This is a genomic window from Ruegeria sp. CDSA141, from assembly GCF_059612005.1.
In genome coordinates this window covers 266,134-292,354 of the sequence record NZ_JBXWPT010000003.1, presented here as the reverse complement: position 1 = coordinate 292,354, position 26,221 = coordinate 266,134, and the positions used below count along the sequence as shown (strand labels likewise).

Here is a 26,221-nt window from a genome sequence, read left to right as displayed (position 1 = left end):
GAAGAGCGCCATGAGACAAAGACCCTATTTGATAGTCGCATTGGCACGGTTGAAACAAACCATGAGCATCTGCGCTGGGGTGGCGGTCATCGCTTCGGGCGCGTCAGCCCAAGAGAACAGCACGGTACGGCAACTGGAAGCGGCGGCCACCGCATCGCTCGGGGGGCCAGCGTCAGCTCAGGCGCAATTGGAGCAGGACAGGCTCCGGCGTCTTGAGGATTCCAGATTGCCGGGGCTGGATCGGTTTTTTGATCCCTTCGAGCAGGCGCGCGAGGCTTTTGCCAAACGCACCGGGTTGAATTTGTCCTTCGACTACCAAGCGTTCTACCAGAAATCTTCAGACAGCCTGAGTGGCACCGACGAGTCCGCTTCCGGGCAGGCGCGGATCATTGGCAACTGGGAACTCCTGAATCGTGGCAACGAAAATGCGGGCAGCTTTGTCTTCATCCTCGAAAACCGTCATCGTCTGGGAACGGATATCGCCCCGGGCAGTCTCGCGGGCGAAATCGGGTATCTCGGTGTCACGGCAACGACATTCAGCGACACGGATTCTACACTTTCGGTCGCTTATTGGTCGCAGGCCCTGTCCGGCATCAACGGCGGCTTCGTGGCCGGTCGCATCGACCCCGGCGATTATTCCGATATCCTTGGCTACGTGAACCCGCGCACGACCTTTTCGAATTTTTCAATTCTGTTCAGTCCAGTCCTTCCCATTCCCGATCCTGGCTTTGGCGTTGCTGGCGGTGGGTACTTTACAGATCAGATCTACGCGCTTGGCGTGGTCAGCGATGCCAATGGATCATTGACGGATGTAGACTGGTTTCCCGGCGGTTCGGAGTTTTTCACCTACGGTGAGATCGGCTGGACGCCTGCAAGAGACCAACGATACCTCACCAATGTTCACCTCGGTGTCTTCCATGTGGACGACAGAGAAGACGCTGGCGTGCCTAGCAGTCATGGCGCAATGTTGTCAGGCAATGTGACCCTTGACGAGAGCATTATGCTGTTCGGCCGCCTCGGCTGGTCCGACGGTGATGCCCCGATTGCTAGACGTGCGGTCAACGCAGGGGTCATGTGGCGACCCGGGTTTTATGACGACTTGTTCGGATTTGGCGTGACGGTCGCCGACCCGGCCGATCAAAGCCTTGACACGCAAACCACCGTCGAAGCGTTTTACCGATTGGATATTTCCGACAACCTCGCGCTTACGGCAGATGTCCAGTATCTGAAAAATCCCGGCTTCTCCGACGATGATCCTTTGGTGTTCGGGCTGAGGTTGAGATTCAATTTGTAAGACAGAAAAAAATCCGAAACCTCAACCTAGCACTTAGTATTCTGAGAGCCGGCCTCCGTTGATTAACCCGCGCGTCAAGTCAATGTAGAATTACAGGCTAATGATGATTGGATGGCTTCTCTGACACAGTTGAAAACTCTCGTTTTCGAGAAGCTTGTCACAGTTGTGCCAGACAAGTTCGCGTTGCAAGCCGAATGTAGCATAGCTCCCTTTCGAAACCCGGCGCTCAAAACCACAATCGTAGCTCGAGCTCAGTGAGAGAGAGGGCAAAGCAGACGTTCGCAACCTATCCTCCAACGGCAAGTTTGGGCTCGGAGCAGACATCCGACTAGTTCTGTCGAATGACTACTTTGTGTCGGTTACCAGCCCCTGCCCAATCAATGGATCAGCTTCTGCAGTTCCCTGTCAGTGCGGATCAATTCATTGATGGTCTTGCGCAGTTCCTCAGCTTCTCTGGACCTTTGTCCATGTCTCCAGGACGGATGGTCAGGTCCTGATGCATGCCCACCTCTAGCCCCATGCATGCGGCAGACACTCCAGCCTCGAACGGCGGGTGCGCGGCACCGCTTGCCAGTGGATTTCGCTGCGGCGATACATCTGGGCGCATCATTGAGCCGTTTGGTGGGGTCCATGAGGTTGTCGTCACTTTTTGTCATCCGACCGCCCCCCGTTTTGAACATTGCCAACGATTGCCTGCCCACCATCATTGACCTCGACGCGCTCGACGCGGACGGTTTGATCTGCCTTGGATCGATACCGTTTCAGGGTTTCAACCTGATTGGTGAAAGTGCGCGAAAGTTTGTTGAGCGCTCGTTCCGCTGAATCTTGCTGTGGAAGAGATTTTACGTGATTGAGCCTGCGCGCCATCATCATCGTTGCCTGATGGATCGCGCCCATTTGTATTGCCAGCATGGCTTCGATCTCGTCTTGCGGCCCTACCCCGGCAACAACGGACATCACGAAGTTCGACGCGTTCTCAGAAACTGAGCTGTCCTGTTGTCCGAGAATTGCGACTTGATCCATCACGCCTTCGAAGAACCGATAATCGATTGTGCCGAGCTCATGCATCGCTAAAGCACAAGCCGCCTTTGGATCTTTTCCTTTGTGGCCAACTGTAAGTCTCCGCGCCTCTTCATCGAAGTCCAACTTGATGTCCGGGGCCCGAACGCTTGATTTCTTCCGTTCCTTCAAATCCGCAATCGCATTGGTCTCCGCTTCGGTAAGCTCGGAATTCTTTGTCTGCAGATCGTTGCCTTTGTCTTTCTGTGTCTTGCTCATGTCCGCCTCGCGTAACAGGGAGTGGTTAGTATTAGTGTTCCGTTTCAGAACCGATGGACCGTCGAGAAATCGGCCTGACGGGTTCTGGTTTGAAACCATGGGGGGTCTTTGGGTTCTCAAACGGAACCACAGAGGATGCTGACGGGTCCGTCTCAGAACCGCGTTTTGTTTTTTCGGGCTGCCAGAGCCGCCAGTTGTTAGTGGCGGCTTTTTTGCCGGACCGGGTTTGTGTGGTCTTAGTCGTTAACCGCCATTCGTGGGCGCGACGGTGATACCAGTTGCCTTCCTGCTCCAGCACAAGAAAGCCTTTGTCTTTCAGATCCTCGAAAGCGCGCTGAACGGTGGCCTTGCCCAATCCCAAGATTTCTGCCGCCTCGTTCATTGACAGAAACAGCTTGCCGTTGTTGCCGCCATTGAAGCGGGTGTGAAGCTCCAGCCAGAGCTTCACTGCAGGTCCGGACAGAGCACGCCACGCCGGGGACTTGATCATGGCGTACGGCAGAGGAACGTATTGACCCTCATCCGACCTTTTGCCATTGGGAGGCCGGCGTCTACTCATTGCGATACCCCCGCTGGAAGTGTTCGGGCAACTTATCCAGTTCGGGCATGTCGCGGCCGATATGCGCCCGGACGAGCTGAGTTAGGCCAGATTTGGACACACAGTATCCGAGTGTGTCCCATGCCGCTCCCCCGGCCGGAAATTGCGGTCTCTGACGCTGAAACAGCCATTGGATACCGTCCCTGCAGACAGAGACGCGGTAGATACCATGGCGAAAGAGTTCGCCCTGGTAGTTCTCAGCGGTTTCTCGATGATCGGTCTGGGAAAGGGGGCCGTCTTCCAGCCCGCTTTCATAGCTTTGATTGCGCGATTTGGAAAAGGACCCATCAGCCATGCTCGATCCGTCCGTTCCGTAATATCACCCGTTCGACCGAGTTGCTTTGAGGCGACCAGTAGTACCGACGCTCGTTTTGTCTTGTCGGCGCGGGGCATCCTGTGGCATCAACTGGACTTGCTAGGGTGGCAGTTGATGTCACTGGAAAAGCCCCATCTCCGCGCTTGGAGTTGGGGTTTTTCATTATGCAGCCTCGTTGTTGGGATCGGTGCGCCGAGCCGCCAGCCAGGCGTTCAGATCAGCGCCGTGATAGGCGATCCGCCGACCGATGCGAAGAAAGGCCGGACCACACATGCGGTGACGCCATTGAGCCAACTTCTCGCGATTTCCCAGCAATTGCATTTCAGGGTCTTCTGGGAAATAGACCCGGTCGTCATTGAAGACGTTTGCCATCGTTGAAATCCTCTTGGATCAGTTGCGATGGCATTAACTTGCCCTTGCGGCAGGCCCACTAATAGCTGCCGAACTTTGAAAAACTTGTAACGAGTTAATACCGCAGTTGGCTGTGAAAGCTTTTTCAAATTGTAAATTTTTACGAAATTACAATATTTTAAACCTGACCACCACTGCCAGAACCGTATCACTCAGAACGGAATCTCGGAACCGTCGTCTTCGTTGCCTTGGATTGCACTATCAAAATTATCCACGGCTTCGGGGAATTCGGTTTCATCCTCTATATAGGTTGGCGTGGCCCCTCCCTTGGTATTCCAATTCGCTACAATTGAGATTTCGTCCACCGCCTTTTTCGGAACCAAACCGGTTTCATCGCCAAGTCCGAATTGCACACCGTTTGCTTGCACCCACATCGCAAGGCTTTCTTTGACGCTTTTATTTTTCTGTTGTTTCAAAACAGCCTGCCAAGCTGCCACAGCACAGGCCAGTTTAGGTGAGTATCTGGGTCCGGTTTTGTCGTCCAAGCCCCCTGTAGAAGAGTTTGGAAAGAAAAAACGCGGTCGAATGCCTCGACCATTGAGCCAGCGTTTTAGGTCGTCTACCTCGACAGTTGTCTGCTCCCAATTCGGCTCTTTGAAAACCCACAACTCATCGGCGCCCCTGGCCACCTGAATTGGCCCACCTATATGCAGGCGGCCTTCGCCCGATTGACAACTTACCAAATGATCGAATTCAACTCGCTCTTCTTGATATGGGTCCAGTTCTAGTTTGACAGTATGATAGACCGGCTCTCCCATTATGCTTAAATCTGGCGAGTAGTTTTTAACTCCACGGGCCGGGTAGCTAATTTTCGCGCGAAGACGGTTTCCTAAAATCGCGGCTCTCAGCGCCTTTAGTACAGGCTTCAAATCATCGTAGTCTTGGCGCTGTTTGGTCTTTGGCACGCCATGCTCATCATAGATTCTAACGTTGTCCTCTTGATCCCATAGCTCGACATGCTGAGATGGGTTTTCACCAATTATTAGTATGGCAGCGTCAACTACTGACAATTCGTCACACAGTTTCCAGTAGAACAGTGGATCTTCGTTGTTGCTAACCATCAATTCCTCCAACAAATGAATTCCATTCGGCAAGAAGAGAGCGCCGACGCTCCAACAAATCTGACCGTGCATACGCCCGCTCCACATCAGACCCAACTTGATGGGCCAAAGCTGCCTCTGCCAGTTCACGCGGCGCGTTTGCGGCCTCCGCCGCCCAATCCCGAAACGAACTGCGGAAGCCATGAACAGTGACGCCATCCTGCCGCATCCGGCGCAGCAGCATCAGCATGGACATGTTCGACAAGGGCTGATGCCGCTTTTGACCCTCGAACACATAGTCAGAGGCCAGCGCCCGCAGCGGCTCCAGAATGGCCAGCATTTCGTTGGTGAGGGGGACACGATGGACCTGCCCGCCCTTCATGCGCTCTGCCGGTATGGTCCACAGACGCGCATCGACGTCGACCTCGGGCCATTTCATCTCCAGCACTTCGGAGGTTCGGCAGGCAGTCAGAATGGTGAATTGCAGCGCCTTGGCTGCCATGGCCGAGCGCTTCTGCAAATCGGCATAGAACGCGGGTACCTCTTGCCATGGCATTGCGTCATGGTGCTGGACCTTGGCCTTGACGGTGGGCAGCACCTTGCCTTCGCGGATCGCGGTCACCGGGTTCTCGCCTGAGCGGAAGCCCTTGGACTTCGCCACGTCGAGTACGGTCTTGATCCGCTGCGACAATCGCTTTGCGGTTTCGTGTTTCTCGGTCCAGATGGGGGACAGGCACATCAACACTTCGGGCTGATCAATGCTGTCGACTGGCATGCGCCCGATCTTTGGGAACGCATAGTCGCGCAAGGTGTTGAGCCACTGATGCCCATGCTTTGCATTCTTCCACGTCGGTAGGCGGTCAATGTGAACCTGGCGGCTGAGTTCTTCAAAGGTTGGGATTTCGCGCTTGGCATTGAAACGCGGGTTCAACCCGGCTTTCGCCATCCGACGATATTCGAGCGCTCTTTCTCGAGCCTGGCTCAAAGTGACAACATCTGCGCCACCCAAACCAAAATCCGTCCTCAGCGGTGCACCCTTGCGGTTCTTCTGCCCTTTGACCGTTACGCGCACAATCCAGCGCCGTGCACCTGATGGATCAACAACAAGGTACAAGCCAGAACCGTCGCCATGCCGACCCGGACCGAGATTCTCTACCAGCTTCTTTGTCAGCTTCCCGCTGAGCGCGGCCATGAAAATACCACAAAATATACCACTCAATAAAAGTATACGAGTATGATCGGATAAAATCCAACTAAACCCACGAACGCGGCTACAGTCATAAAAGACAGAGGTTTAAACAACGTAGTGTGTCTAACCAAAATTTTAGAAAATCACCAAGTGGCGGACCGAGGAGGATTCGAACCCCCGACCCCTTGATTCGTAGTCAAGTACTCTATCCAGCTGAGCTATCGGTCCGCGTTGGTGAGGCGCTGTTTAGACCTGCCGCCCGAGACGTGCAAGCCGATTCTTCAAAAAAAAATCAAAAAGTCATGTCCCCACGCGGAAGGCTGATTTCAAAGACAGTTCCCTCGGGGCCCGTCTCTTTCAAGACCAGATCACCCCCGTGCCCGCGCACCAACTCCTGAGAGATTGCCAGCCCCAGGCCAGAGCCGCCCTTTCGGACCCCCCCCTGGAAAGGCGTGAACAGGTTTTCGCGTGCTTTGGGGGGAAGGCCCGGCCCCGTGTCGCGGATTTCGATGCACCACGTGTCGTCGTATTCACACCCGGCAATGGTAACCCGACCAAGTTTTCCGGAAGCAACCAGGGCCTGTCTTGCATTGCGCACGAGGTTCATGATGACTCGGTACAATTGTTCGGGGTCCGCGCGGGCGACAAGCGCTTCGGGCACTTCGTTCACGATCTCGATGCAGACATCGGCAACGGCGAGCTGTTCGCTGGCCGCGACATCCGCCGCGATTGCGCGTATCGGTACCATTGTCAGAGTGGGCGCGGGCTCTTCCGCGCGGCCAAACGCCAATGTGCTTTCACAAAGGGACACAGCCCGGGTGATGGAATTCACCAGTTTTGGTGCCATCCGCCGCACCAGCGGATCATCGCTGGCCTCGATCCGGTCCGTAAACAACTGCGCCGACGTCAAGATATTGCGCAGGTCATGGCTGACTTTGGCTACGGCCCCCCCCAGCTGCGCCAGCCTTTCTCGCTGTTTAAGCGCCTGGGTCAGGTCAGTTTGCAGCATCTTCAGTGCTTCCTCGGCCTCGCGCAGCTCCGTTACCTTCGAATTCGGTGTGATTATGCCACGCGCGTCCTCTGGCGCACTGGCATAGCGCTGCATGTAGCCGACAACGCTTTTGATGGGGCGCACAAGTACAACGCGCACAGCGAGAAACAGAAAAAACGCCGTGATGATGGAAATGACAAAAGACAGGCCGAGAATACGCAACCCGTAGTCAACCATCGCCGTTCGCAAGGGCATGCTGTCCGTGGTGACTTCGATCAGAAGGCCTGCACCCTTGACGGGCTCTCCGATGACCCGGATGACTTCGTTTTCGGGCTCAAAGAAGCGGCTGATCGCATCCCGGATCAGAACCCAGGGGCTTGCATCCCGCAAATCGAACGTTTCGGCGATTGCGCCCGGAATAGGCGACGACAACATCAGTTGCCGAACCTCATCCCGTCGCAATACGACATTATAGACGCCTGCGTTTGCCAGCAGTTCCGCCTCAAGATCTTCCGCCAGCATATCGTCCGCCAGCAAAGCCAGCGAGGCGATCTGCGCGCGTTCGAGCCTGTTCAGCAGAAAATCCTCGCGAAACCGGGCGATCGACGGGACAAAGATCAGGACTTCGGCCAACATGACGAAGACCGTCGTCAGGATCAGAAATCGGCCCGACAGCGAGTTCAATTTGCGCCCCTCCTCAGGTCAGGGAATCCAGCGCTGGACGAACCTGACCACTCGTTTAACTGTCTGATTCTCAAACAGCCTTGGCGAGAAATAAGCACCCGCCACACGTTTGTTAAGCTCTCCGATCGTCGGATAAGGTGAAACCATAGCAGCGATCTGTCCCATCTTCAGGTTATTGGCCAAAGCCAACGACCACAAGTTGATCAACTCGCCTGCCTGATGCCCGACGATTGTGGCGCCGACGGGCCGGCCTTTCACCACCACGACTTTGATGAAACCTTCGGTTTTGCGCTCAGCAATCGCCCGGTCATTGTGGTGATAGTCAAAGCGAGCAATTTCGAGCTTTTCACCATGCGCTTTGCGCGCCTGAGCTTCGGTCAGTCCGACCTGGGCCAACTCCGGGTCCGTATAGGTGGCCCAAGGGACATGTGCCGTTTTCGCCCTGGACGACAGACCGAACAGGGCCGAACGAATGATGACACCTGCGTGATACCCGGCAACATGGGTGAATTGCAGGCCACCCGCCACATCTCCGATCGCATAGACGCGGCGATTGGTCGTGCGCAGCGCGTCATCCGTCCTGAGGCCGGTTCTCGTGCGATCAATTCCGGCCACGTCCAAGTTCAGACGCTCAATATTGGCTTTGCGTCCGGCAGCGATCAAAAGGTGTGAGCCACGATGAATATCACCGTTTTCGGTAACGACTTCCACAGCACCTTCTGTTCCGCGGACCTGTGCGACCAAGGCGTTTTCGTGGATATCCACTCCTTCACTGCGCAGGGTATCCAGCACCACGGACGCAGCCTCGGGATCGTCTTTGCCCAAGGCTGTGAGCCCTTCGACAACCGTCACCTTGCTGCCGAGGCGTATATGGGCCTGCGCCATCTCCATCCCGATCGGGCCGCCCCCGATGATCAGCAGATGATCTGGCCGCTCTCTCAAGTCAAAGATGGTTTCGTTCGTATAATAGGGCACCGTGTCCAACCCCGGAATCGGCGGCACCAGCGGCGACGAACCGGTCGCAATGACGATGCGACGCGCAGAGATGACATGATCTCCGGCCTGCACCTTTTCTGGGGATATGAACGCGCCGTATTCGCGAATGACCTTCACGCCAAAGCCTTCGAACCGCTGCTGGCTGTCCATCGGTTCGATCTGAGCGATCACATCATGGACATGGTCCTTTACGGCGGCATAGTCGACCTGCGGGATTGTATCAGCGACGCCAAAACGAATGGAATGCGCCTGACCATAGGCCACCTTGCCGCTTGCAATCAGGGCCTTCGACGGGACACAGCCGAAATTCAGGCAATCACCGCCCATCTTGTGCCCTTCCAGCAGAATAACGTCCGCACCCATCTGGCTTGCACCAGCGGCGACGGACAATCCTCCGGACCCGGCGCCAATGACCAGGAGATCGGTTTTTAGGTCTTTCATGACTCAGGTGCCCCTTTTCGCGCGCAGTGCTTTGAAAACGATGGGCAAGGCGGCCAATACACACAACCCGATAATCGGCCCGATCACGAACGGCTCCCACAGCAATGAAACATCAGGCATTTCCCCGCGGTCGAACACACCACCCAAACCGACTCCGATCCACGTGTACACGATACCTCCGGGGATGATGCCCAGCGCGGTTGTCAAAAGGAAATTACGGAACTTTACACCGACCAAAGCCGGCACCAGATTGGCAACAAAGAACGGCACGACCGGCACCAGACGCAGCAGAAACAAGACCGAGATTTCGTTTTCCCGCAGACCGTCTTTCAGCCTCTTGACTGTCCCCTCTGAAGATTCCAGCCGCGACGTCAGGGCTTCGCCCAAGCCCCAGCGCGCCGCCAGAAAGATCGCCGACGCGCCGATGGTGGCAGACACAACATTGAAAACGGTTCCCGCAAAAAGACCGAAAAGAAAGCCGCCCGTCATTGAAGCCACCGCAGCACCCGGCAGGGAAAAGGCCACTATGGCGATATAAATGGCAACAAAAGCGGCAGCCATGATCCAATAGTGACCGTCCCGCCACGCCAGAAGCGCCTCGCGATTGTCCCGCAAGGTCTCGAAGGTCAGGTAATCCCCAAGTGTGAAAAAGCCGACAACGGCAACGCTAAGGATTACAAGCAGCGGAATGTGGCGCGCGAAACCGTTGCGCGGTGCATGGCTTGTGTCGGACATCAGGTTTTCCGGTTCTTTGTTCTTCATCTTGTGCCCAAGATGCGCTGCTTGGAGGGCCAGCAACAGGGGGATCACGGGGCCTTGATCTGTGTGGCATCGAATGTGAGGGATTTCGGTGATTAACGGGTATTTTGAAACCTTTTGCCGTTGCCGGTTACAGAATTGTTGCAAAAGCTGCGAAAACCTGGCCGTTGGGGTTTGACTTACCCCCCGCTTGGCAGTAGAGGACGGGCTTCGAACACCACGGGCAGGCGAATCCGCGCCGCACCCGACCGCATAGATTGGAGACGGAGCGATGAAACGCACCTATCAGCCTTCGAACCTGGTTCGCAAACGCCGCCACGGTTTCCGCGCGCGCATGGCCACAAAGGCCGGCCGCAAGATCCTGAACGCACGTCGCGCACGCGGCCGCAAATCGCTGAGCGCGTAAACCGCTCACCGATCAGGTTATGAACATGACGCCGCCGGAGGCCCCTGAGGTTGGTAGGAACCACCCCGGGAATACGCCCCCGGCGGCGTCCGTTTGTGTGCCTGAACCTCTGACCGTTCTCAAGAAACGGTCCGACTTTCTGAAAGCCGCGCGTGCTCGTCGACAAGGTACGTCTTCGATGATGATGCAGGCCCGCAAGCGTGCCCCCGGCGAGGGCAACGGGATGCGCGTAGGGTTCACCTGCTCAAAGAAAGTGGGTAATGCCGTGGCCCGCAACCGTGCCAAGCGCCGTCTGCGCGAAGCCGCACGGGCCGTCCTGCCCGAGGCCGGCCGCGACGGGTGGGATTACGTGTTGATCGGCCGTGCCGAAGTCACCGCCAACCGCCCCTATGACGCATTGTTGGACGACCTGCGCTATGCGCTCCGCAAGGTGCATGCGGCAGAAAAATGACCTTCCTGTCCCATATCGTCGCCCTGCCTGTTCGGGCGTATCGGTTGATCTTCAGCCCATGGGTCGGTTTCAACTGTCGCTACCAACCCACGTGTTCAGCCTACGCGCTTAAGGCGCTGGAGAAACACGGGGCAGTCAAAGGCTCCTATCTGGCCGCTCACCGGATTTGCCGCTGCCACCCCTGGGGCGGCGACGGGTATGATCCGGTACCTGACCACAAGCATAACGACCCTTCGTCCTGACCCCCCGTCAGACTTGACCGGTATACGCAGCGCCTGAACAGTTGGACCAGTCCAACCCGAGGTCCCGATGAAATCCCCAGCGCGCGACACCCTGCCGACCCACGATGTCCTGAACCAACCGCCCGTGCGCGGCGACACCGATCTTTGGCTGTCCGATCCGGTCCTGCAAGACGCAGCAAGAACAGCGGGCGCGCGCGCTTTGGATCTGGCGGCATATGGTAAGACGCTCGGAACCGAAGAAACGCAGGAACTGGGACGGGACGCCAACCGGCATCCACCAGAGCTGCGCCTGTTCGACCCGGGTGGCAGACGTCTGGACGAGGTGCGGTTTCATCCGGCCTATCATCAGATGATGCAGATCAGCCAATCAGCGGGCTATGCCGCACAGGCCTGGGATGGACAGCCCGGCGGACATGCGACCCATGCGGCGATGGTCTATTTGGCAGGACAGGTCGAACCCGGGCATTGCTGCCCGATGACCATGACCTATGCAGCAATCCCTGCACTCGCTGCCAATGAACACATTGCCTCAATCTGGCAGCCAAAACTCTTGGCCCGGCACTATGATCCTTCGGAGGAACCGATCGGTCAAAAGATCAGCGCGACGCTGGGGATGGCCATGACCGAGAAACAGGGCGGCTCGGATATACGTGCCAATACGACCGTTGCGGCCCGCGACGGGGATCACTGGCGCCTGCGTGGGCACAAGTGGTTCTGCTCTGCGCCAATGTCGGATGGGTTCCTGACGCTGGCGCAGGCACCCGGCGGGTTGACCTGCTTTCTGGTGCCCCGCTGGCTCGAGGGCGAGCGCAATGCAATCCACCTGATGCGTCTGAAAGACAAGCTGGGCAACAAATCCAACGCATCCTCGGAAATCGAGTATCATGACGCGCTGGCCTATCAGTTGGGGGAAGAAGGAGCGGGTGTGCGCACCATACTGGAAATGGTGCATCACACGCGGCTCGATACAGCCATGGCGCCGGCCGGGCTGATGCGTGCTGCGCTCAGCGAGGCGCATCATTGGGTGACCCATCGCAGCGCGTTTCAGCGCCGATTGATCGATCAACCGCTGATGCAAGCGGTCCTGTCCGACCTTGTTCTGGACTGGGAAGGCGCATTGACCTTGGGAATGCGTGTCGCGCAGGCATTTGACGGTCAAACGCCCGAAGCCAAGGCCTTCGCCCGGATCGGTGTCGCATTGGCCAAGTTCCTGAACAATAAACGCTGCCCGGTCGTCGTCATCGAAGCGATGGAAGTACTGGGCGGCATGGGTTATGTCGAAGACACACCCTTGCCCCTGATCTACCGCGAAGCGCCCCTGAACAGCATCTGGGAGGGGTCAGGCAATGTGATCTGCCTCGATATCCTGCGCACTCTGGTACGTGAGCCGCTGGCTGCCGAGGTTTTGGAGGCCGAGTTGGATACGGTGACAGGCGCAGACAGAAATTATGACGCAGCACTGACCGCGCATCGCAACCGCTGGCCCGGTCTGCCGCCTGAGGCCGAAGCGCGTTGGTACACTGAACGCACGGCACTGCTGCTGACAGCCTCGCAACTGCTGCGCCATGCGCCCGGGGCGGTGGCTGACGGCTTTATTGCCACACGTCTTTCCGGTGATAGCGGCCGCATTCCCGGAGCAGTAGCCGGGTTGGATACCGACGCCCTGCTGGCGCGGCTTGGCTGACCCGCCACTTGCCCGGTTGCGCCATCTGCTGTAGGGGCAGCGCATGTTTGATGATGCAGATGATATCCACCCGCTCTTTGCTGGCGCGCCCTCGACCACCGAGTTCAAGAAACTGCGCAAACGCATCGTGCGCCAAACCCGCGAAGCGATCGAGCAATACGGGATGGTGGACCCGTCCGCCCACGACAAGGACGGCAAACCGCCACGCTGGCTTATCTGCCTTTCGGGCGGCAAGGACAGTTATACGCTGCTGGCCGTCCTCTACGAACTCAAATGGCGCGGATTGCTGCCTGTCGATCTTCTGGCTTGCAATCTGGATCAGGGGCAACCCGGATTTCCGGCCACGGTCCTGCCAGAGTTTCTGGACCGCGTGGGTGTGCCACACAGGATCGAGTATCAGGACACTTACTCTGTTGTGATGGACAAGGTTCCGCAGGGCCGAACCTATTGCGCCCTGTGTTCGCGACTGCGCCGCGGCAACCTGTATCGCATTGCCCGGGAAGAAGGCTGTTCCACCGTTGTGCTGGGGCACCACCGCGACGATATTCTCGAGACGTTTTTCATGAACCTCTTCCACGGAGGCCGTCTGGCCACCATGCCGCCGAAACTGGTGAATGAAGAGGGCGATCTTTTTGTCTTCCGCCCGCTTGCCCACGTCGCCGAAGCCGATTGCGCGAAATTTGCCAAGGCCATGCAGTATCCGATCATCCCCTGCGATTTGTGCGGCAGTCAGGACGGGTTGCAACGGCAGCAGGTCAAACAGATTCTCGATCAGTGGGAAAAGAACAGCCCAGGTCGGCGTCAGGTTATGTTCCGCGCGTTAACCAATGCGCGCCCGTCGCACCTTCTGGATGCGAAACTCTTTGATTTTGTTAATCTTTCCGTAAACTCTGACGAAAAATCAGAAAATTTGGAAGAAATACCGCTTCTGCGTTAACGACTGACTCAGACTGGTTTCCTAGGCTCGGCATACAATCCATGCCCAAGGCCAGGACCCGATGCGGAATCATCCTTCTGTCGACCGTGTTATTGATTCTTTGAGAAACGTGGCATACGGCCCTGCCGTTCTTGCTTCTGTTCCGGCAATGAGCCTGGGTGCATTCTGGCTCGGCGGTGAACGCGCTTTGATCGCAGTGACACTGGGTTTGCCTTTGATACTTGCCGGCATTGGGGCAATTGCACCCAACCCGGCAAACAGGAAACGACAACAGAGTCGTCTGCTGCCGAAAGACCGGTTCGGAACCGTTCTGGCAGAGGTACTTTCGGATAGCCGCCGCAGGGGTGAAACTTCGGCCTGTTTCGCTGTTATCCTGGACGACTATGTGCAAATGCTTGATCTACATGGCCAGGCAGCAGCAAACCACGTAGCGCAGCAATTCTGCTCTCGTATCATGTCTATGATCCGCGCCAATGACTCCGCAACCCGGGTCGATGGAAACAAGATGCTGGTTGTTCTGCACCCTGCACAACAGCTTGATCTGGAAACCTGCATTCAGATGTCGGGACGAATGCAATCCGCAGTCGAAGACCCGATCATGTTGAACGGCACCGGAGTTTACATGTCCTGCTCCATTGGTTTCTGCCTCAGCAGCAATGCCCCCGACGGTTCTGCGACAGACTGGTGCGACGCTGCAAACAACGCGCTGCAGGAGGCACAGCAAAACGGGCCCTCGACGATTCGTGCTTTTTCGTCCGAAACACGTCGCAGAGCTCAGGTCAGAACCAATCTGCGCAGGGAATTTGACGCTGCGTTGGAAAGTGGTGAAATTCGTCCATGGTTTCAACCTCAGATCTCGACAGATACCGGGCGCGTGTCCGGGTTTGAGGCGCTGGCCCGCTGGGAACATCCGACAAAGGGCGTGTTGGGTCCCAATGTCTTTCTACCCTTTGCTGAACAGGCCGAGTTGATGGGTAAACTGGGACAGGCGATGCGGCATCACGCCTTTTCCGCAATGCGCGACTGGGATCGCGCCGGTCTGATTGTGCCGCGCATCGGTATCAACTTCTCGTCGGACGAGTTGCGCGACCCAGGATTGATCGACCGCCTGAAATGGGAACTGGATCAATTCGATCTGACGCCGGACAGATTGGCGGTCGAGGTGTTGGAGACCGTGTTTTCCAGACGGCCGGATGACGTAATCACCCGCAATGTCACGGGCCTGGCCGCGATGGGGTGTTGCATTGATCTGGATGATTTTGGCACAGGGCATGCCTCGATCGCGTCAATCAAGCGGTTCAATGTGTCCCGGATAAAAATCGACCGCTCTTTTGTGACAAAGGCCGACCAGGACCCAAGCCAGCAGCAGCTGGCCAGCGCAATTCTGACCATGGCAGAACGGTTGGATTTGGAAACACTCGCAGAAGGTGTCGAGACGCCAGGGGAACATGCCTTGATGGCGCAATTGGGATGTGACCATGTTCAGGGGTTCGGTATCGGCAAGCCCATGCCTTTTGAAAAAACTAAGGACTGGATCACATCTCATCGCAACAAGATAGACGGAATGCCCAAAATCGGACGGCAAACGGGCTAAAGAACAAAAACTGCGCCACAGAAGACCGATCCGTGACGAAATGACGAGCGATTCCGCTTGACCTTTGGGCCTGCACTCTGTTGAACCCTGCGGGTGTCTTTCACTGCTCAAGGTGGCTGTCCCAGATGGACGATCAGAACAAGAATCTCATCCTCGCAACCGCGCTCAGCTTTCTCGTGATCCTGGTCTGGTTCGTGCTGTTCCCTCCTCCGGAACCCACACCAACCACGGAGCAGGCTGAAATCGCCAGCATCGAAGGGAATGATGTTCAGGCGCCCAGCGCCGCCGATACCGGCACCGTCGGCGAAGCTACTGCGACCGCCACCGAAGCCGAACCCGAAGCCGAGGCGCCCCGGGTCAGCATCGACACGCCCCGTCTGACTGGTAGCCTGTCGCTTGCCGGTGGCCGAATTGATGAGCTGTCGCTGAAAGACTACAAGGTTTCACTGGCCGAGGATTCTCCGATCGTCGAGCTTCTGTCCCCGGTTGGAAGTGAATCCGCATATTATGCCCTTTATGGCTGGGCCCCCGGCGCAGGCTTGTCGGCCACGGACGTTCCCGGCCCGAACACCCTTTGGACGCTTGAGCAGGGCGAAACTCTGGGTGTTGACGCACCGATTACTCTGGCCTGGGATAATGGAAACGGCCTCACCTTCCGCCGCACCATTGCCGTGGATGAAAACTACATGTTCTCTGTCACTCAGTCGGTCGAGAACGCCACAGACGCCGAGGTCGGCATGGCCCCATACGGTATCCTCGCACGCCACGGTATCGGCGAAGACGGTGACCTGCCGGGTCTGAAGAATTTCTTCATTCTTCATGAAGGCGTTATGGTCATGGCTGACGGCGTTCTGGATGAGATCGACTACGGCGATGTGCGCGATTTCGATATCGATCCCGATGAACGCGCGCAGGCAGAGGTCTATCAGGTTAAAGAAGGCGGCTGGGTCGGGTTCACTGATCACTACTGGATGACCACCCTGATCCCGGCCGAGGGCGCTGCTTTCAAGGCCGCTGCCAAGTACGACTCACGTCGCAAGATTTACCAGACAGAAACAGTACTGCCGACCCTTACAGTCGCGCCCGGTGCCACGGAAGAGGTCACGACCAGACTTTTCGCCGGTGCCAAGGAATGGGAAACCATCCGAGAGTATCAGGCAGAAGGTGTTCAGAAGTTCATCGACAGCATCGACTGGGGGTGGTTCTACTTCCTGACCAAGCCGATCTTCTGGCTGCTGCACAACATCAACGCCCTGATCGGAAACATGGGCTGGTCGATCATCGGCCTGACGCTGATCATCAAGGCAATCCTGTTCCCGCTGGCCTTCAAGTCCTACGTCTCGATGGCGAAGATGAAGGAATTGCAGCCGCAGATGGAAGCCCTGAAAGAGGCCGCAGGCGACGACCGTCAGAAGATGCAGCAGGGCATGATGGAGCTGTACAAAAAGGAAAAGGTAAACCCTGCCGCGGGTTGTTTGCCAATTCTGTTGCAGATTCCAATCTTCTTCTCGTTGTACAAGGTTATTTTCGTGACGATCGAACTGCGTCAGGCCCCATGGTTCGGCCCGTTCCAGGACCTGAGCGCGCCGGATCCGACATCAATCATGAATTTCTTTGGCTGGCTGCCTTGGGCCGGCCCGCAGCCTGACACTCTGATGGCGTTGATCTTCATCGGTATTCTGCCGCTGCTGCTGGGTATCTCGATGTGGCTGCAGCAGAAGCTGAACCCGGCACCAACTGACCCAACGCAGGCAATGATCTTTGCCTGGATGCCTTGGGTCTTCATGTTCATGCTGGGTAGTTTCGCAAGTGGCCTGGTCGTATACTGGATTGCGAACAACACGATCACGTTCACGCAGCAATATCTGATCATGCGCAGCCAAGGCTACAAGCCGGATGTGTTCGCAAACATCAAGTCCGGTTTCAAGCGGACGCCAAATACGGACAACAAATGAGCGGAACGGTTTCAGGCCTTTGGCGCCACCCGATCAAAAGCCACGGGCGTGAAGCCCTGAGCCAAGTCACAGTCATCCCCGGGCAAACCATGCCCGGGGATCGCGTTTGGGCGGTCGCTCATGAGGCGGCCAAAACCGATGGTTCGAACTGGGCCCCCTGTTTCAATTTCAGCCGCTGTTCGAAAGCGCCGCAGCTGATGGCCATTTCGGCCGAATTGCTGGGCGACCGGGTCACATTGCGCCACCCGCAGCGACCGGAATTGACTTTTGAACCTGATACGGAGCAGGAAGTCTTTCTGGATTGGGTTAAGCCGCTTATGCCTGCGGATCGTGCAGCATCTGCCCGGATCGTTCGGGTTCCCGGGCGCGGCATGACCGACAGCGATTTCCCGTCGATCAGCCTGTGCAACATGGCATCGCACCGCGCAGTCGAGCAAAAACTGGACCAGACTCTGTCCATTGATCGGTGGCGCGGCAATATCTGGTTCGAAGGTCTGCCGTTGTGGGATGAGTTTGACTGGCTGGGCCGTGACGTTCGCATTGGCGAGGCCGTGCTTCGCGTACGCGAGCGGATCACGCGTTGTATGGCCACCACCGCCAATCCCGAAACCGGCGAGCGGGACGCGGACACGCTGCGCGCCCTGAACAGCTGGGATCATCAGGATTTCGGCGTTTACGCCGAGGTCATCAAAGGCGGCGAAATCCGCGTCAACGATGAGGTGCAGGTGCTATGACCACACTACCCTTCCCTCTGGTCGAAGACCCTGATGAATTCGCCATGGAACAAGGCCGCAAACTGTTTGCAGGCCCTTCCGAGTTCGTCAAAGGCGTTGTCGCCATGAACGGTCTGCCTGCCCCTGACCGGTTGGAAGTCTGTTTTGCAGGGCGCTCGAACGTGGGCAAGTCCAGCCTGATCAATGCCTTGACCGGCACGAAGGGTCTGGCCCGCGCATCCAACACACCCGGTCGCACGCAAGAGATAAACTTTTTCACCCAAGGCCCGGAGCTCTATCTCGTGGACCTGCCGGGCTATGGTTATGCAAATGCGCCGGTGAAAGTGGTCGAGAAGTGGCAGAAGCTGCTGAAACAATATCTCAGCGGGCGCCAGACGCTGCGCCGTGCCTTTGTCCTGATTGACTCGCGCCACGGTGTAAAACCGGTCGATGACGAAATCATGAAGCTGCTGGACACCAGCGCCGTGACGTTTCAATGCGTGCTGACCAAGGCAGACAAGGTCAAAGCCAACGAGCGCGAGAAGGTGCTGGAACAAACCCGGGCCGCGTTGTCCAAGCATCCCGCAGCCTTTCCGGAAATTGTGCTCACGTCTTCCGAGAAGGGCGATGGTATCGCGACCCTGCGGTCCATCATTGCGCATCTGGAATAGCTTCGCCCTTGGCAGCGTGGGGTAAAGGTCCTAACACGGTTTTCCAGAAGGACTTTAGCAATGAAGACACGAGATATGAACCGGGACTGGATCGCCACCGCAGCCACACTCAATAGCGCCCTGCCCTATCTGCAGCGCTATGATGGAGCCATTGTCGTCATCAAACTTGGCGGTCACGCCATGGGCAGCGACGAGGCGATGGAAAGCTTTGCCCGGGACGTGGTTTTGATGCGCCAGGTCGGTGTGAACCCGGTGGTCGTCCACGGCGGTGGTCCGATGATCAATGCAATGCTGGGCAAGCTGGACATTCAATCCGATTTCGTGAACGGCAAACGTGTGACCGACAAGGCCACGGTTGAAGTGGTCGAAATGGTTCTGTCCGGCCTCGTGAACAAACGCATCGTACAGGCGATCAATGATCAGGGGGGGTCGGCCGTGGGCTTGTCTGGCAAGGACGCAAGCCTGATGGTCTGCGATCAGACAGATGCGTCGCTGGGCTTTGTCGGCACTCCTGCCGAGATGAATCCGAAGATCCTGCATGATCTGTTTTCCCATGACGTAATCCCGGTCATTGCGCCGCTTGGTGCGGGCCGCGACGGCGAGACATTCAACGTAAATGGTGACACGGCAGCCGGGGCGATTGCCTCAGCTCTCAAGGCAGACCGTCTGTTGCTGCTGACGGATGTTTCAGGTGTCAAGAACGCTGCGGGTGACGTTGTGACCGAACTGAAGGCCGGTCAGATAAGGGAAATGACCCGCGAAGGCACTATTGCAGGCGGTATGATACCAAAGACAGAAACCGCGCTGGACGCCCTACACAGCGGCGTGCGGGCGGTTGTCATATTGGACGGGCGTGCACCGAATGCCGTGCTGCTGGAGCTGTTCACGGAACATGGGGCCGGGTCACTGATACGTCCGGACTGATCCCCGCACGAGAGGAGGAGACATGACACATCTTGCACAGCCTTCCTCTGATCCTGACGTTACGCCTTATGAACAGGTTGAAAACGCCGCCAGCCATGCAGGGTTGATGGTCATGGGCGCGCTGCATCCTCGCCACGTTGCAGCCAAACAACTGGACACCGGAACCCTGATCCTGTTGGGGGCCGGCGCAGACTTCTGGCCCGTACTGAAAGCCTCACCAGAATGGCGCCGGCCCGACCCCGTAGACCAATGGTCGAAAAGGGTGGTCAGTCAGATGGCCGAGGCGCTCGGCGCCCAGGCGTATTTTCCGTTTGGCGGCCCCCCGTACACCCCATTTATCAACTGGGCGCTCAAATCAGGACGTACGTTCAGCAGCCCGGTCGGCGCACTGGTGCATGATACCGTTGGCATGATGATTTCCTATCGGGGCGCACTGCATTTTGCCGAAGAATTCGCCATCCCAGACCCCTCCGGGGTATCGCCTTGCGAAACCTGCGCCGCGCCTTGCACGACGACCTGTCCGGTCAGCGCCCTGAACGCGCAGGACTTCTACAACATCGGTGGCTGCCACGACCATCTTGACACTTCTGAAGGTCAGACCTGCATGTCTGGTGGGTGTCTGGCCCGCCTTGCGTGCCCCCTCAGTACAGGCGCAGGGCGCGACCCCGAACAATCGGCCCATCATATGAGAGCCTTTCATCCGTCATGACCCGAACTCTGATCCTGACACGTCATGCGAAGTCCAGCTGGGATAACCCGGGTCTTGGTGATCATGAACGCCCCCTTAACAAACGTGGACGAAAGTCTGCCCCGGCCATCGCTGCTTGGTTGCGTCAAAACGGCTGGCTCCCGGATGAAATCTTGTGCTCGACGTCAATCCGTACCCGTGAGACATGGGATCGGATGGGCTTGCAGGCCGATAAAATCTGTTTTCACAGCGCGCTCTACCACGCTGATTCAGAGGTCATGTTGCGAGAGCTTTCAGGCGCTACGGAACCGACTGTGTTGATGCTGGGCCACAATCCCGGGATTGCCGATGTCGCCGACCGTCTGGTGCGACAACCGCCTGATCACATACGCTTTTTCGATTATCCAACCTGTGCAACAACTGTTATGGCATTCGACGTAAAAAGCTGGGCCGAAGTCAAATGGCGCACCGGGACAGTGCTGGGGTTCACCATCCCACGCGACTTGATCGAATAGAAAAAGGCGGGGCAATACCCCGCCTTCGCTCTTTCAGTCCTTGTGTGGATCAATGGCCCAGAATCTGGCTCAGGAAGAGTTTGGTCCGCTCGCTTTTCGGGTTGTTGAAGAACTCTTCGGGTTCGTTCTGCTCCACGATCTGACCAGCATCCATAAAGATCACGCGGTTGGCGACCTGGCGGGCAAAACCCATCTCGTGGGTTACACACAGCATGGTCATGCCTTCTTCGGCCAGTTCGATCATGGTGTCGAGCACCTCTTTGATCATCTCGGGGTCTAGCGCCGATGTCGGTTCATCGAACAACATGATACGCGGCATCATGCACAGGCTTCGGGCAATCGCCACACGCTGCTGCTGACCACCCGAAAGCTGACCGGGAAACTTGTCGGCCTGTTCGGGAATTTTCACCTTTTCCAGGAAGTGCATGGCGCGCTCTTCGGCCTCTTTCTTGGGCGTCTTGCGCACCCAGATCGGGGCCAGCGTACAGTTTTCCAGAATGGTCAGGTGCGGGAACAGGTTGAAGTGCTGGAACACCATGCCAACCTCGGACCGGATCTTGTCGATGTTCTTCAGATCATTCGACAGCTCGATTCCGTCCACCACAATGGTGCCTTGCTGGTGTTCCTCCAGCGCGTTCAGGCAGCGGATCAGGGTGGATTTGCCCGAGCCCGACGGGCCCGCGATCACGATCCGCTCGCCCTGATTGACGGTCAGATTGATGTCGCGAAGCACGTGGAAAGACCCGTACCACTTGTTCATTTGGTTGATGTCGATGGCGATTTCGTCGCTCACCTGCATCTTGGAGCGGTCGATTTCGCGGTCAATTGCAAGTTCAGACATGCGTTGAACTCCTTAACGATGATCGGTGGCAAGGCGACGCTCGAGCCACTGTGAATATTGAGAGATGCCGTAGCAGACGACGAAGAACAGAAGCGCAGCAAAGCCCAGAAGTTCCCAGTAAACGCCGTTCCATTCGGTCGACGCCAGGATGGGACCCCGGATCATGCCCACAAGATCGAACATCGAGATGACCGAAACCAGTGTCGTATCCTTGAACAGGCCCACGGCCACGTTCACGATCCCGGGGATCGAGATCTTCAGGGCCTGCGGCAGGATGATAAGCCGCATTGCCTGCGGGTAATCCAGCCCAAGGCTATCTGCCGCCTCGTACTGCCCCCGCGGAAGCGCTGCCAGACCGCCGCGGATCACCTCGGCTATATAGGCGGATGAGAACATGGTGATCATGATCACGACGCGCAGGAACAGGTCGACCGTGCTGTCAGGCGGGAAGAAATACGCCAGCATCACCGAAGCCACGAACAGCAGCGTGATCAAAGGCACGCCGCGGATGAATTCGATAAAGATGACGCAGACCCACTTGATCAGCGGCATGTTCGACTGTCGCCCCAGGGCCAGTGCGATCCCGAGTGGCACCGACAGCGAAACACAGGTCACGCCCAGCATCATATTCAGCATGAAACCACCCAGATCACGGCTGGGAACGGCCGTCAGCCACGCATTATCTGATGCACCTTCCGGGATCAGGGCTCCACCGACTTTCCAGATGACCAGGGCGGTCACGATTGCTCCGAAGAACCCGGCAGCAAAGCTGTTGTTGCCCAGCTTCTGGAAAACGCCACCGGCAGCAACGCAGCCGACAAGTGCAACCAGAGGAACAAGGATCGTGCCACCCCAGATCAGCCAGAACGCCAGGAAGGGATAGACCGCAGTGAACAACAGCATCTTGCGGGGCAGGTCAAAGAACAGCACCGGGGCAATGGCCACCAGCATCAGCACAAAGGCCAGATTCGGGCGCCAAAAAGCATCGGTGGGGTACTTGAACCCATAGATCAGCTGAGGCCAGCGTTCCGTCAGAACCGCGAAACAGGCTCCGGTCTTATCCCCAAGAATCTCGCGGCACTCTGCCAGCGAGTTGGCATTCCACACTCCGTTCAGAATCCATGGCAGGGTATTCTTGAGAAGAATGTAGATCAGGATCAGTGACAGCACCGTCAGGATTGAGTTGGCGACCCCTGAAAACAGGTTCTCACGCAGCCATTTGATGACACCCGTCTCATTCGCCGGCGGCGGAGAGGGCGGGATTGTGCCTTCGGCCACGAAGGCGATCGGGTTTGTTGCTTGATCACTCATGGCTCAGCGCTCCTTCAGCTTGACGGAAGCGTTGTAGATGTTCATCCCCGTCGAAATCAGCAGTGAAGCTGTGAGATAGAACAACATCAGCAGCAGAACGCATTCGATCGCTCGACCGGTCTGGTTCAGGGTGATACCACCCAGTGTCGCGGTGATATCCGCATAGCCAACAGCAATCGCAAGAGACGAGTTCTTGGTTATGTTCAGATACTGTGAGATCAGCGGCGGGATGATAACCCGCAATGCCTGGGGCAGGATGACCAGTTTCATGATCCGTCCCTGACGCAGGCCCAGCGCGGCTGCGGCCTCGGTCTGACCTTTGCTGATCGCCTGAATACCCGCGCGCACGTTTTCCGCGATAAAGGCTCCGGTGTAGATCGACAGGGCGAACCACAACGCAATCAGCGGGCCGCCTGCATTCAGTCCACCGCTGAAGTTAAAGCGCTTCAGCTCGGGGACGTCCCAGGTCAGGCCCATGATGACCATCAACAGCACCAACGGCACCAGCCAGATTGCCAGTTTCGGCAACAGCGTCGCGGGACGCTCGCCGGTTTCTTCCTGTTTCTTCGTTGCGCGTTTTTCAACTTCGCCACTGACAAACCACGATCCGATCAGAACGGCGATGACCAGCAACCAGTTCAGGGCTGCCGATGCAAACACGCCACTGGCGAATTCAGGACGCGGGAAATAAATGCCCCGGTTGGTAAAGGCAAAAGAACCAAACAGCATCGATGACGTCGGGTTTTCCCCACGGAACTCGCTTGGCGGCGGCAGCACAGCCGTCATGATCGTGAAGATGATGATGATCCAGATCAGCACCGGTATGTTCCGGAAGATCTCGACATATACCGCCATCAGCTTCGATACGAGCCAGTTGTTCGACAGTCTCAGAACACCCGCGATCACACCAAAAATCGTTGCTGTAATACAAGCCAGAAAGGCGACAAGCAGTGTGTTCAGCAAACCTACGAGCGCTGCGCGTGCATGTGATGACTGACTGTCATATTCTACAAGACGCTGGTTGATGTCATACCCGGCGGAATCGCCGAGGAAAGAGTAGGAAATATTGAGCCCTGCGGCCCTGAGGTTCTGGATCAGGTTGTTGCCCAGATACCAGATCGAAAGCGCAATAACGATGGCCGCAATCACCTGAAATGTAAGAGAGCGATAGCGGGTATCGTTTATGAGCATAGACAACCGAAAATCTGCTTTCGGTGGGTCAGTCATAGTCGACATATTTTGGGATCCCCGTGGCTTGCGAGCTGTTAAATATCGGCGAGGTTTTCCCCGCTCTGCATCTGCCCGCAGCAATTTATTGTAGAAGAGGGCGCAGGTTGCCCTGCGCCCTCTTCCATTGATGTCTTAGCGGAACGGAGGCGAGTAAAGCAGACCACCTTCGGTCCACTGTGCGTTCAGGCCTCGCGCCAAACCGATCGGTGTTTCTTCACCGATGTTCTTGGCGAAGATTTCACCATAGTTACCACCAGCTTTGATCGCTTTGGCAGCCCAGTCCGCGTCCAGACCCAGCATTTCACCCAGAGTGCCTTCTGTACCCAGCAGGCGGTTGATTTCCGGGTTGTCGGTGCCGGCGCTCAGTTCGTCGATGTTTGCCGATGTCACGCCCAGCTCTTCAGCCGAAACCAGTGCGTTCAGAGTCCAGCGCACGACGTCGCCCCACTCGTGGTCGCCATGACGGACCAGCGGGCCCAGCGGCTCTTTCGAGATGATTTCGGGCAGCAGGATGTGCTCGTCCGGCGCTTCGAAGGTGGCGCGAGTTGCAGCCAGACCCGATGCGTCGGTGGTGTAGACGTCACATGCACCAGCCAGGTACTGCTGCTGCGCTTCGGCGTTGGTTTCGATCGGAACCGGCTCGTAGCTGATGTTGTTGGCACGGAAGAAATCGGCCAGGTTCAGCTCGGTGGTGGTACCGGTCTGGATGCAGACACGGGCACCGTCCAGTTCCTTGGCAGAGCTGACGCCCAGCGCTTTGGGAACCATGAAGCCCTGACCGTCATAATAGTTCACGCCGGTGAATTCGAACTTCAGGTCAACATCGCGGCTGAAGGTCCAGGTGGTGTTCCTTGCCAGCATGTCGATCTCGCCCGAGGCCAGAGCGGTAAAGCGTGTCTTACCAGTGGTCGGAACGAATTCAACGGCGTTGGCGTCGCCCAGAACGGCAGCAGCAACAGCGCGGCACAGCGATACGTCAAAGCCCTGCCATTCGCCATTTGCGTCGGGCGCAGCAAAACCAACCAGACCGGTGGTCACACCACAATTCAGTTTGCCGCGTGCTTTAACGTCGTCAACGGTCCCTGCCATGGCTGCGCCAGCAGCAAGACCGGCAATCGTTGCCGCGCCCAAGATTACGGATTTTTTCATTTTTACCTCTTCCTGATTTTCCGCCCCGTCCGAGACGGCTCTGCCCGGCAAGTGGATGCCGGATAGGTTACCCCAAAGGTGTCTCCCCTTTAGTGGCACTGAGTTTGGGCGTATTCATAAACAAACGTCAAGGGCCGGATCATCGAAAACGATGGATCAGGCCCCAAGCTGTTTACAGATTTGCTCAAAAATCAGGAATTAAGGATCAAACCGATAGGTCAAAGAAGCGTTTGGCATGCATGAAGGCCGCTTTCTTGGCCTCGGCAACCTCATGGGCTTCTTCGTCATGGCCCCATTGTTCAATCTGCCAGGTTTCATCCAACCTAGAAATGCGCCATATCTCGTCCGGTTTGCGCCAGTTCATGGCGACCGCAAAGCCAAGAATCAATGACCCCGACAAACTGACCAGATCGTGAAAAGCGGCCAGTTGGAACGCATCCAGCCCACGCACCCGAGACCGCAATGTCGCCAGGGCAGTTCCCGACTGCGGTTGATGCAGTACGCCGGCAACCGGAACCAGACGGGCGGACAGCGCGGTCTCGGCCCAATCCAGAGCGGGGTCCCATTCGGCGGTCTGGCGATCCTGCAACTCTTGCGGATGGGTTGCGCGATAACACAACAAATCAGAGTCGCCATAGTCGGCCAGCATGTCGGCAACCTCCCCGTGCTGGATGCGGACTTTGTCAATCGCTGCATTTGCAGAACGGGTGAACGGCATTTCTGCGGGATCAACCTCTTTTTTCTGGGCGTCCCATTCCGCTGCGACCGCTTCGGCCATGGGACGGGTTGGCAGGATCAATCCTGCCTTGGCGGGTGTTTTGACACGGCGGCCATCAAGCTCAACTGTAAACCCGCCATCGGCCTCGACTACGGTGCTGTTTTTCCAAAAGCGCTTCGGTTTCCAGTCGCTCAT

The 26,221-nt window shown here is 57.1% G+C and carries 27 protein-coding genes and 1 tRNA gene; 13 read left to right on the top strand and 15 right to left on the bottom strand.

Annotation, left to right across the window (positions count from 1 at the left end):
• The first annotated feature begins 10 nt into the window (after window positions 1-10).
• Window positions 11-1,294 carry a carbohydrate porin gene (locus AC2FLP_RS07940; protein WP_496682728.1) on the top strand — a complete coding sequence of 428 codons (1,284 nt, stop codon included), beginning with the start codon at window positions 11-13 and terminating at the stop codon, window positions 1,292-1,294.
• Between the two features lie 642 nt (window positions 1,295-1,936).
• Here the strand turns inward: AC2FLP_RS07940 and AC2FLP_RS07935 are convergent.
• The 10 genes from AC2FLP_RS07935 to AC2FLP_RS07890 form a co-directional block, all read right to left on the bottom strand.
• On the bottom strand, window positions 1,937-2,572 hold the full coding sequence (locus AC2FLP_RS07935) for a hypothetical protein (protein WP_496673147.1): 636 nt from the start codon (window positions 2,570-2,572) through the stop codon (window positions 1,937-1,939).
• A 31-nt stretch (window positions 2,573-2,603) separates the two neighbouring features.
• Complete coding sequence (locus AC2FLP_RS07930; RefSeq protein ID WP_496682725.1) at window positions 2,604-3,131, bottom strand: helix-turn-helix domain-containing protein; 528 nt, start codon at window positions 3,129-3,131, stop codon at window positions 2,604-2,606.
• Window positions 3,124-3,465 (bottom strand): hypothetical protein, encoded by a 342-nt coding sequence (locus tag AC2FLP_RS07925; RefSeq protein ID WP_496673141.1) that lies wholly within the window; start codon window positions 3,463-3,465, stop codon window positions 3,124-3,126. The genes AC2FLP_RS07930 and AC2FLP_RS07925 overlap by 8 nt, the downstream gene beginning before the upstream one ends.
• 183 nt (window positions 3,466-3,648) lie before the next feature.
• Complete coding sequence (locus tag AC2FLP_RS07920; RefSeq protein WP_170392035.1) at window positions 3,649-3,858, bottom strand: MerR family transcriptional regulator; 210 nt, start codon at window positions 3,856-3,858, stop codon at window positions 3,649-3,651.
• 191 nt (window positions 3,859-4,049) lie between these two features.
• Window positions 4,050-4,958 (bottom strand): hypothetical protein, encoded by a 909-nt coding sequence (locus AC2FLP_RS07915; protein WP_496682722.1) that lies wholly within the window; start codon window positions 4,956-4,958, stop codon window positions 4,050-4,052.
• Window positions 4,951-6,129 carry a tyrosine-type recombinase/integrase gene (locus AC2FLP_RS07910; RefSeq protein ID WP_496682719.1) on the bottom strand — a complete coding sequence of 393 codons (1,179 nt, stop codon included), beginning with the start codon at window positions 6,127-6,129 and terminating at the stop codon, window positions 4,951-4,953. Before AC2FLP_RS07910 ends, AC2FLP_RS07915 begins: the two co-directional genes overlap by 8 nt.
• A gap of 148 nt (window positions 6,130-6,277) precedes the next feature.
• A tRNA-Arg gene (locus AC2FLP_RS07905) sits at window positions 6,278-6,354 on the bottom strand.
• Window positions 6,355-6,418: 64 nt separating this feature from the next.
• Window positions 6,419-7,801 (bottom strand): sensor histidine kinase, encoded by a 1,383-nt coding sequence (locus AC2FLP_RS07900; protein WP_496682716.1) that lies wholly within the window; start codon window positions 7,799-7,801, stop codon window positions 6,419-6,421.
• A gap of 18 nt (window positions 7,802-7,819) precedes the next feature.
• Window positions 7,820-9,238 (bottom strand): dihydrolipoyl dehydrogenase family protein, encoded by a 1,419-nt coding sequence (locus AC2FLP_RS07895; RefSeq protein ID WP_496682713.1) that lies wholly within the window; start codon window positions 9,236-9,238, stop codon window positions 7,820-7,822.
• A 3-nt stretch (window positions 9,239-9,241) separates the two neighbouring features.
• Window positions 9,242-9,973: a TVP38/TMEM64 family protein gene (locus AC2FLP_RS07890; RefSeq protein ID WP_117872864.1), complete on the bottom strand. Its 732-nt coding sequence runs from the start codon at window positions 9,971-9,973 to the stop codon at window positions 9,242-9,244.
• A gap of 295 nt (window positions 9,974-10,268) precedes the next feature.
• Here AC2FLP_RS07890 and rpmH point away from each other — a divergent pair, with 295 nt between their 5' ends.
• From rpmH to AC2FLP_RS07830, 12 genes are all read left to right on the top strand, one after another.
• Window positions 10,269-10,403, top strand: a complete 135-nt coding sequence (gene rpmH, locus AC2FLP_RS07885) for a 50S ribosomal protein L34 (RefSeq protein ID WP_005980833.1) — start codon at window positions 10,269-10,271, stop codon at window positions 10,401-10,403.
• Between the two features lie 25 nt (window positions 10,404-10,428).
• Window positions 10,429-10,854, top strand: a complete 426-nt coding sequence (gene rnpA / locus AC2FLP_RS07880) for a ribonuclease P protein component (protein ID WP_496682711.1) — start codon at window positions 10,429-10,431, stop codon at window positions 10,852-10,854.
• The gene (gene yidD / locus AC2FLP_RS07875; RefSeq protein WP_496682708.1) at window positions 10,851-11,096 is read left to right on the top strand and encodes a membrane protein insertion efficiency factor YidD; all 246 of its coding nucleotides are present in this window, start codon (window positions 10,851-10,853) and stop codon (window positions 11,094-11,096) included. Before rnpA ends, yidD begins: the two co-directional genes overlap by 4 nt.
• A gap of 67 nt (window positions 11,097-11,163) precedes the next feature.
• Complete coding sequence (locus AC2FLP_RS07870; RefSeq protein WP_496682706.1) at window positions 11,164-12,780, top strand: acyl-CoA dehydrogenase family protein; 1,617 nt, start codon at window positions 11,164-11,166, stop codon at window positions 12,778-12,780.
• Between the two features lie 43 nt (window positions 12,781-12,823).
• Window positions 12,824-13,717: a tRNA 2-thiocytidine(32) synthetase TtcA gene (gene ttcA / locus AC2FLP_RS07865; protein WP_496682704.1), complete on the top strand. Its 894-nt coding sequence runs from the start codon at window positions 12,824-12,826 to the stop codon at window positions 13,715-13,717.
• A 148-nt stretch (window positions 13,718-13,865) separates the two neighbouring features.
• A complete protein-coding gene (locus tag AC2FLP_RS07860) occupies window positions 13,866-15,311 on the top strand; it encodes a putative bifunctional diguanylate cyclase/phosphodiesterase (RefSeq protein ID WP_496682701.1) in 1,446 nt (481 codons plus the stop codon).
• A gap of 125 nt (window positions 15,312-15,436) precedes the next feature.
• Window positions 15,437-17,266 carry a membrane protein insertase YidC gene (gene yidC, locus AC2FLP_RS07855; RefSeq protein WP_299898999.1) on the top strand — a complete coding sequence of 610 codons (1,830 nt, stop codon included), beginning with the start codon at window positions 15,437-15,439 and terminating at the stop codon, window positions 17,264-17,266.
• Complete coding sequence (locus AC2FLP_RS07850; RefSeq protein WP_496682698.1) at window positions 17,263-18,000, top strand: MOSC domain-containing protein; 738 nt, start codon at window positions 17,263-17,265, stop codon at window positions 17,998-18,000. Before yidC ends, AC2FLP_RS07850 begins: the two co-directional genes overlap by 4 nt.
• Complete coding sequence (gene yihA / locus AC2FLP_RS07845) at window positions 17,997-18,650, top strand: ribosome biogenesis GTP-binding protein YihA/YsxC (protein ID WP_299899003.1); 654 nt, start codon at window positions 17,997-17,999, stop codon at window positions 18,648-18,650. The genes AC2FLP_RS07850 and yihA overlap by 4 nt, the downstream gene beginning before the upstream one ends.
• 60 nt (window positions 18,651-18,710) lie before the next feature.
• Window positions 18,711-19,574 (top strand): acetylglutamate kinase, encoded by an 864-nt coding sequence (gene argB / locus AC2FLP_RS07840; RefSeq protein ID WP_117870155.1) that lies wholly within the window; start codon window positions 18,711-18,713, stop codon window positions 19,572-19,574.
• Between the two features lie 22 nt (window positions 19,575-19,596).
• The gene (locus AC2FLP_RS07835; RefSeq protein ID WP_496682694.1) at window positions 19,597-20,283 is read left to right on the top strand and encodes a ferredoxin; all 687 of its coding nucleotides are present in this window, start codon (window positions 19,597-19,599) and stop codon (window positions 20,281-20,283) included.
• Complete coding sequence (locus AC2FLP_RS07830) at window positions 20,280-20,777, top strand: SixA phosphatase family protein (protein ID WP_496682691.1); 498 nt, start codon at window positions 20,280-20,282, stop codon at window positions 20,775-20,777. The genes AC2FLP_RS07835 and AC2FLP_RS07830 overlap by 4 nt, the downstream gene beginning before the upstream one ends.
• 49 nt (window positions 20,778-20,826) lie before the next feature.
• On the opposite strand, the gene AC2FLP_RS07825 is transcribed toward AC2FLP_RS07830, so the two are convergent.
• From AC2FLP_RS07825 to AC2FLP_RS07805, 5 genes are all read right to left on the bottom strand, one after another.
• Window positions 20,827-21,618, bottom strand: a complete 792-nt coding sequence (locus AC2FLP_RS07825; protein WP_117870160.1) for an amino acid ABC transporter ATP-binding protein — start codon at window positions 21,616-21,618, stop codon at window positions 20,827-20,829.
• 12 nt (window positions 21,619-21,630) lie between these two features.
• The gene (locus AC2FLP_RS07820; RefSeq protein ID WP_117870162.1) at window positions 21,631-22,929 is read right to left on the bottom strand and encodes an amino acid ABC transporter permease; all 1,299 of its coding nucleotides are present in this window, start codon (window positions 22,927-22,929) and stop codon (window positions 21,631-21,633) included.
• A 3-nt stretch (window positions 22,930-22,932) separates the two neighbouring features.
• Window positions 22,933-24,165, bottom strand: coding sequence for an amino acid ABC transporter permease (locus tag AC2FLP_RS07815; RefSeq protein WP_117870164.1), 1,233 nt, complete (start codon window positions 24,163-24,165; stop codon window positions 22,933-22,935).
• Window positions 24,166-24,291: 126 nt separating this feature from the next.
• Window positions 24,292-25,308 carry an amino acid ABC transporter substrate-binding protein gene (locus tag AC2FLP_RS07810; protein WP_117870166.1) on the bottom strand — a complete coding sequence of 339 codons (1,017 nt, stop codon included), beginning with the start codon at window positions 25,306-25,308 and terminating at the stop codon, window positions 24,292-24,294.
• Window positions 25,309-25,513: 205 nt separating this feature from the next.
• The gene (locus AC2FLP_RS07805) at window positions 25,514-26,221 is read right to left on the bottom strand and encodes an ATP12 family chaperone protein (protein ID WP_496682686.1); all 708 of its coding nucleotides are present in this window, start codon (window positions 26,219-26,221) and stop codon (window positions 25,514-25,516) included.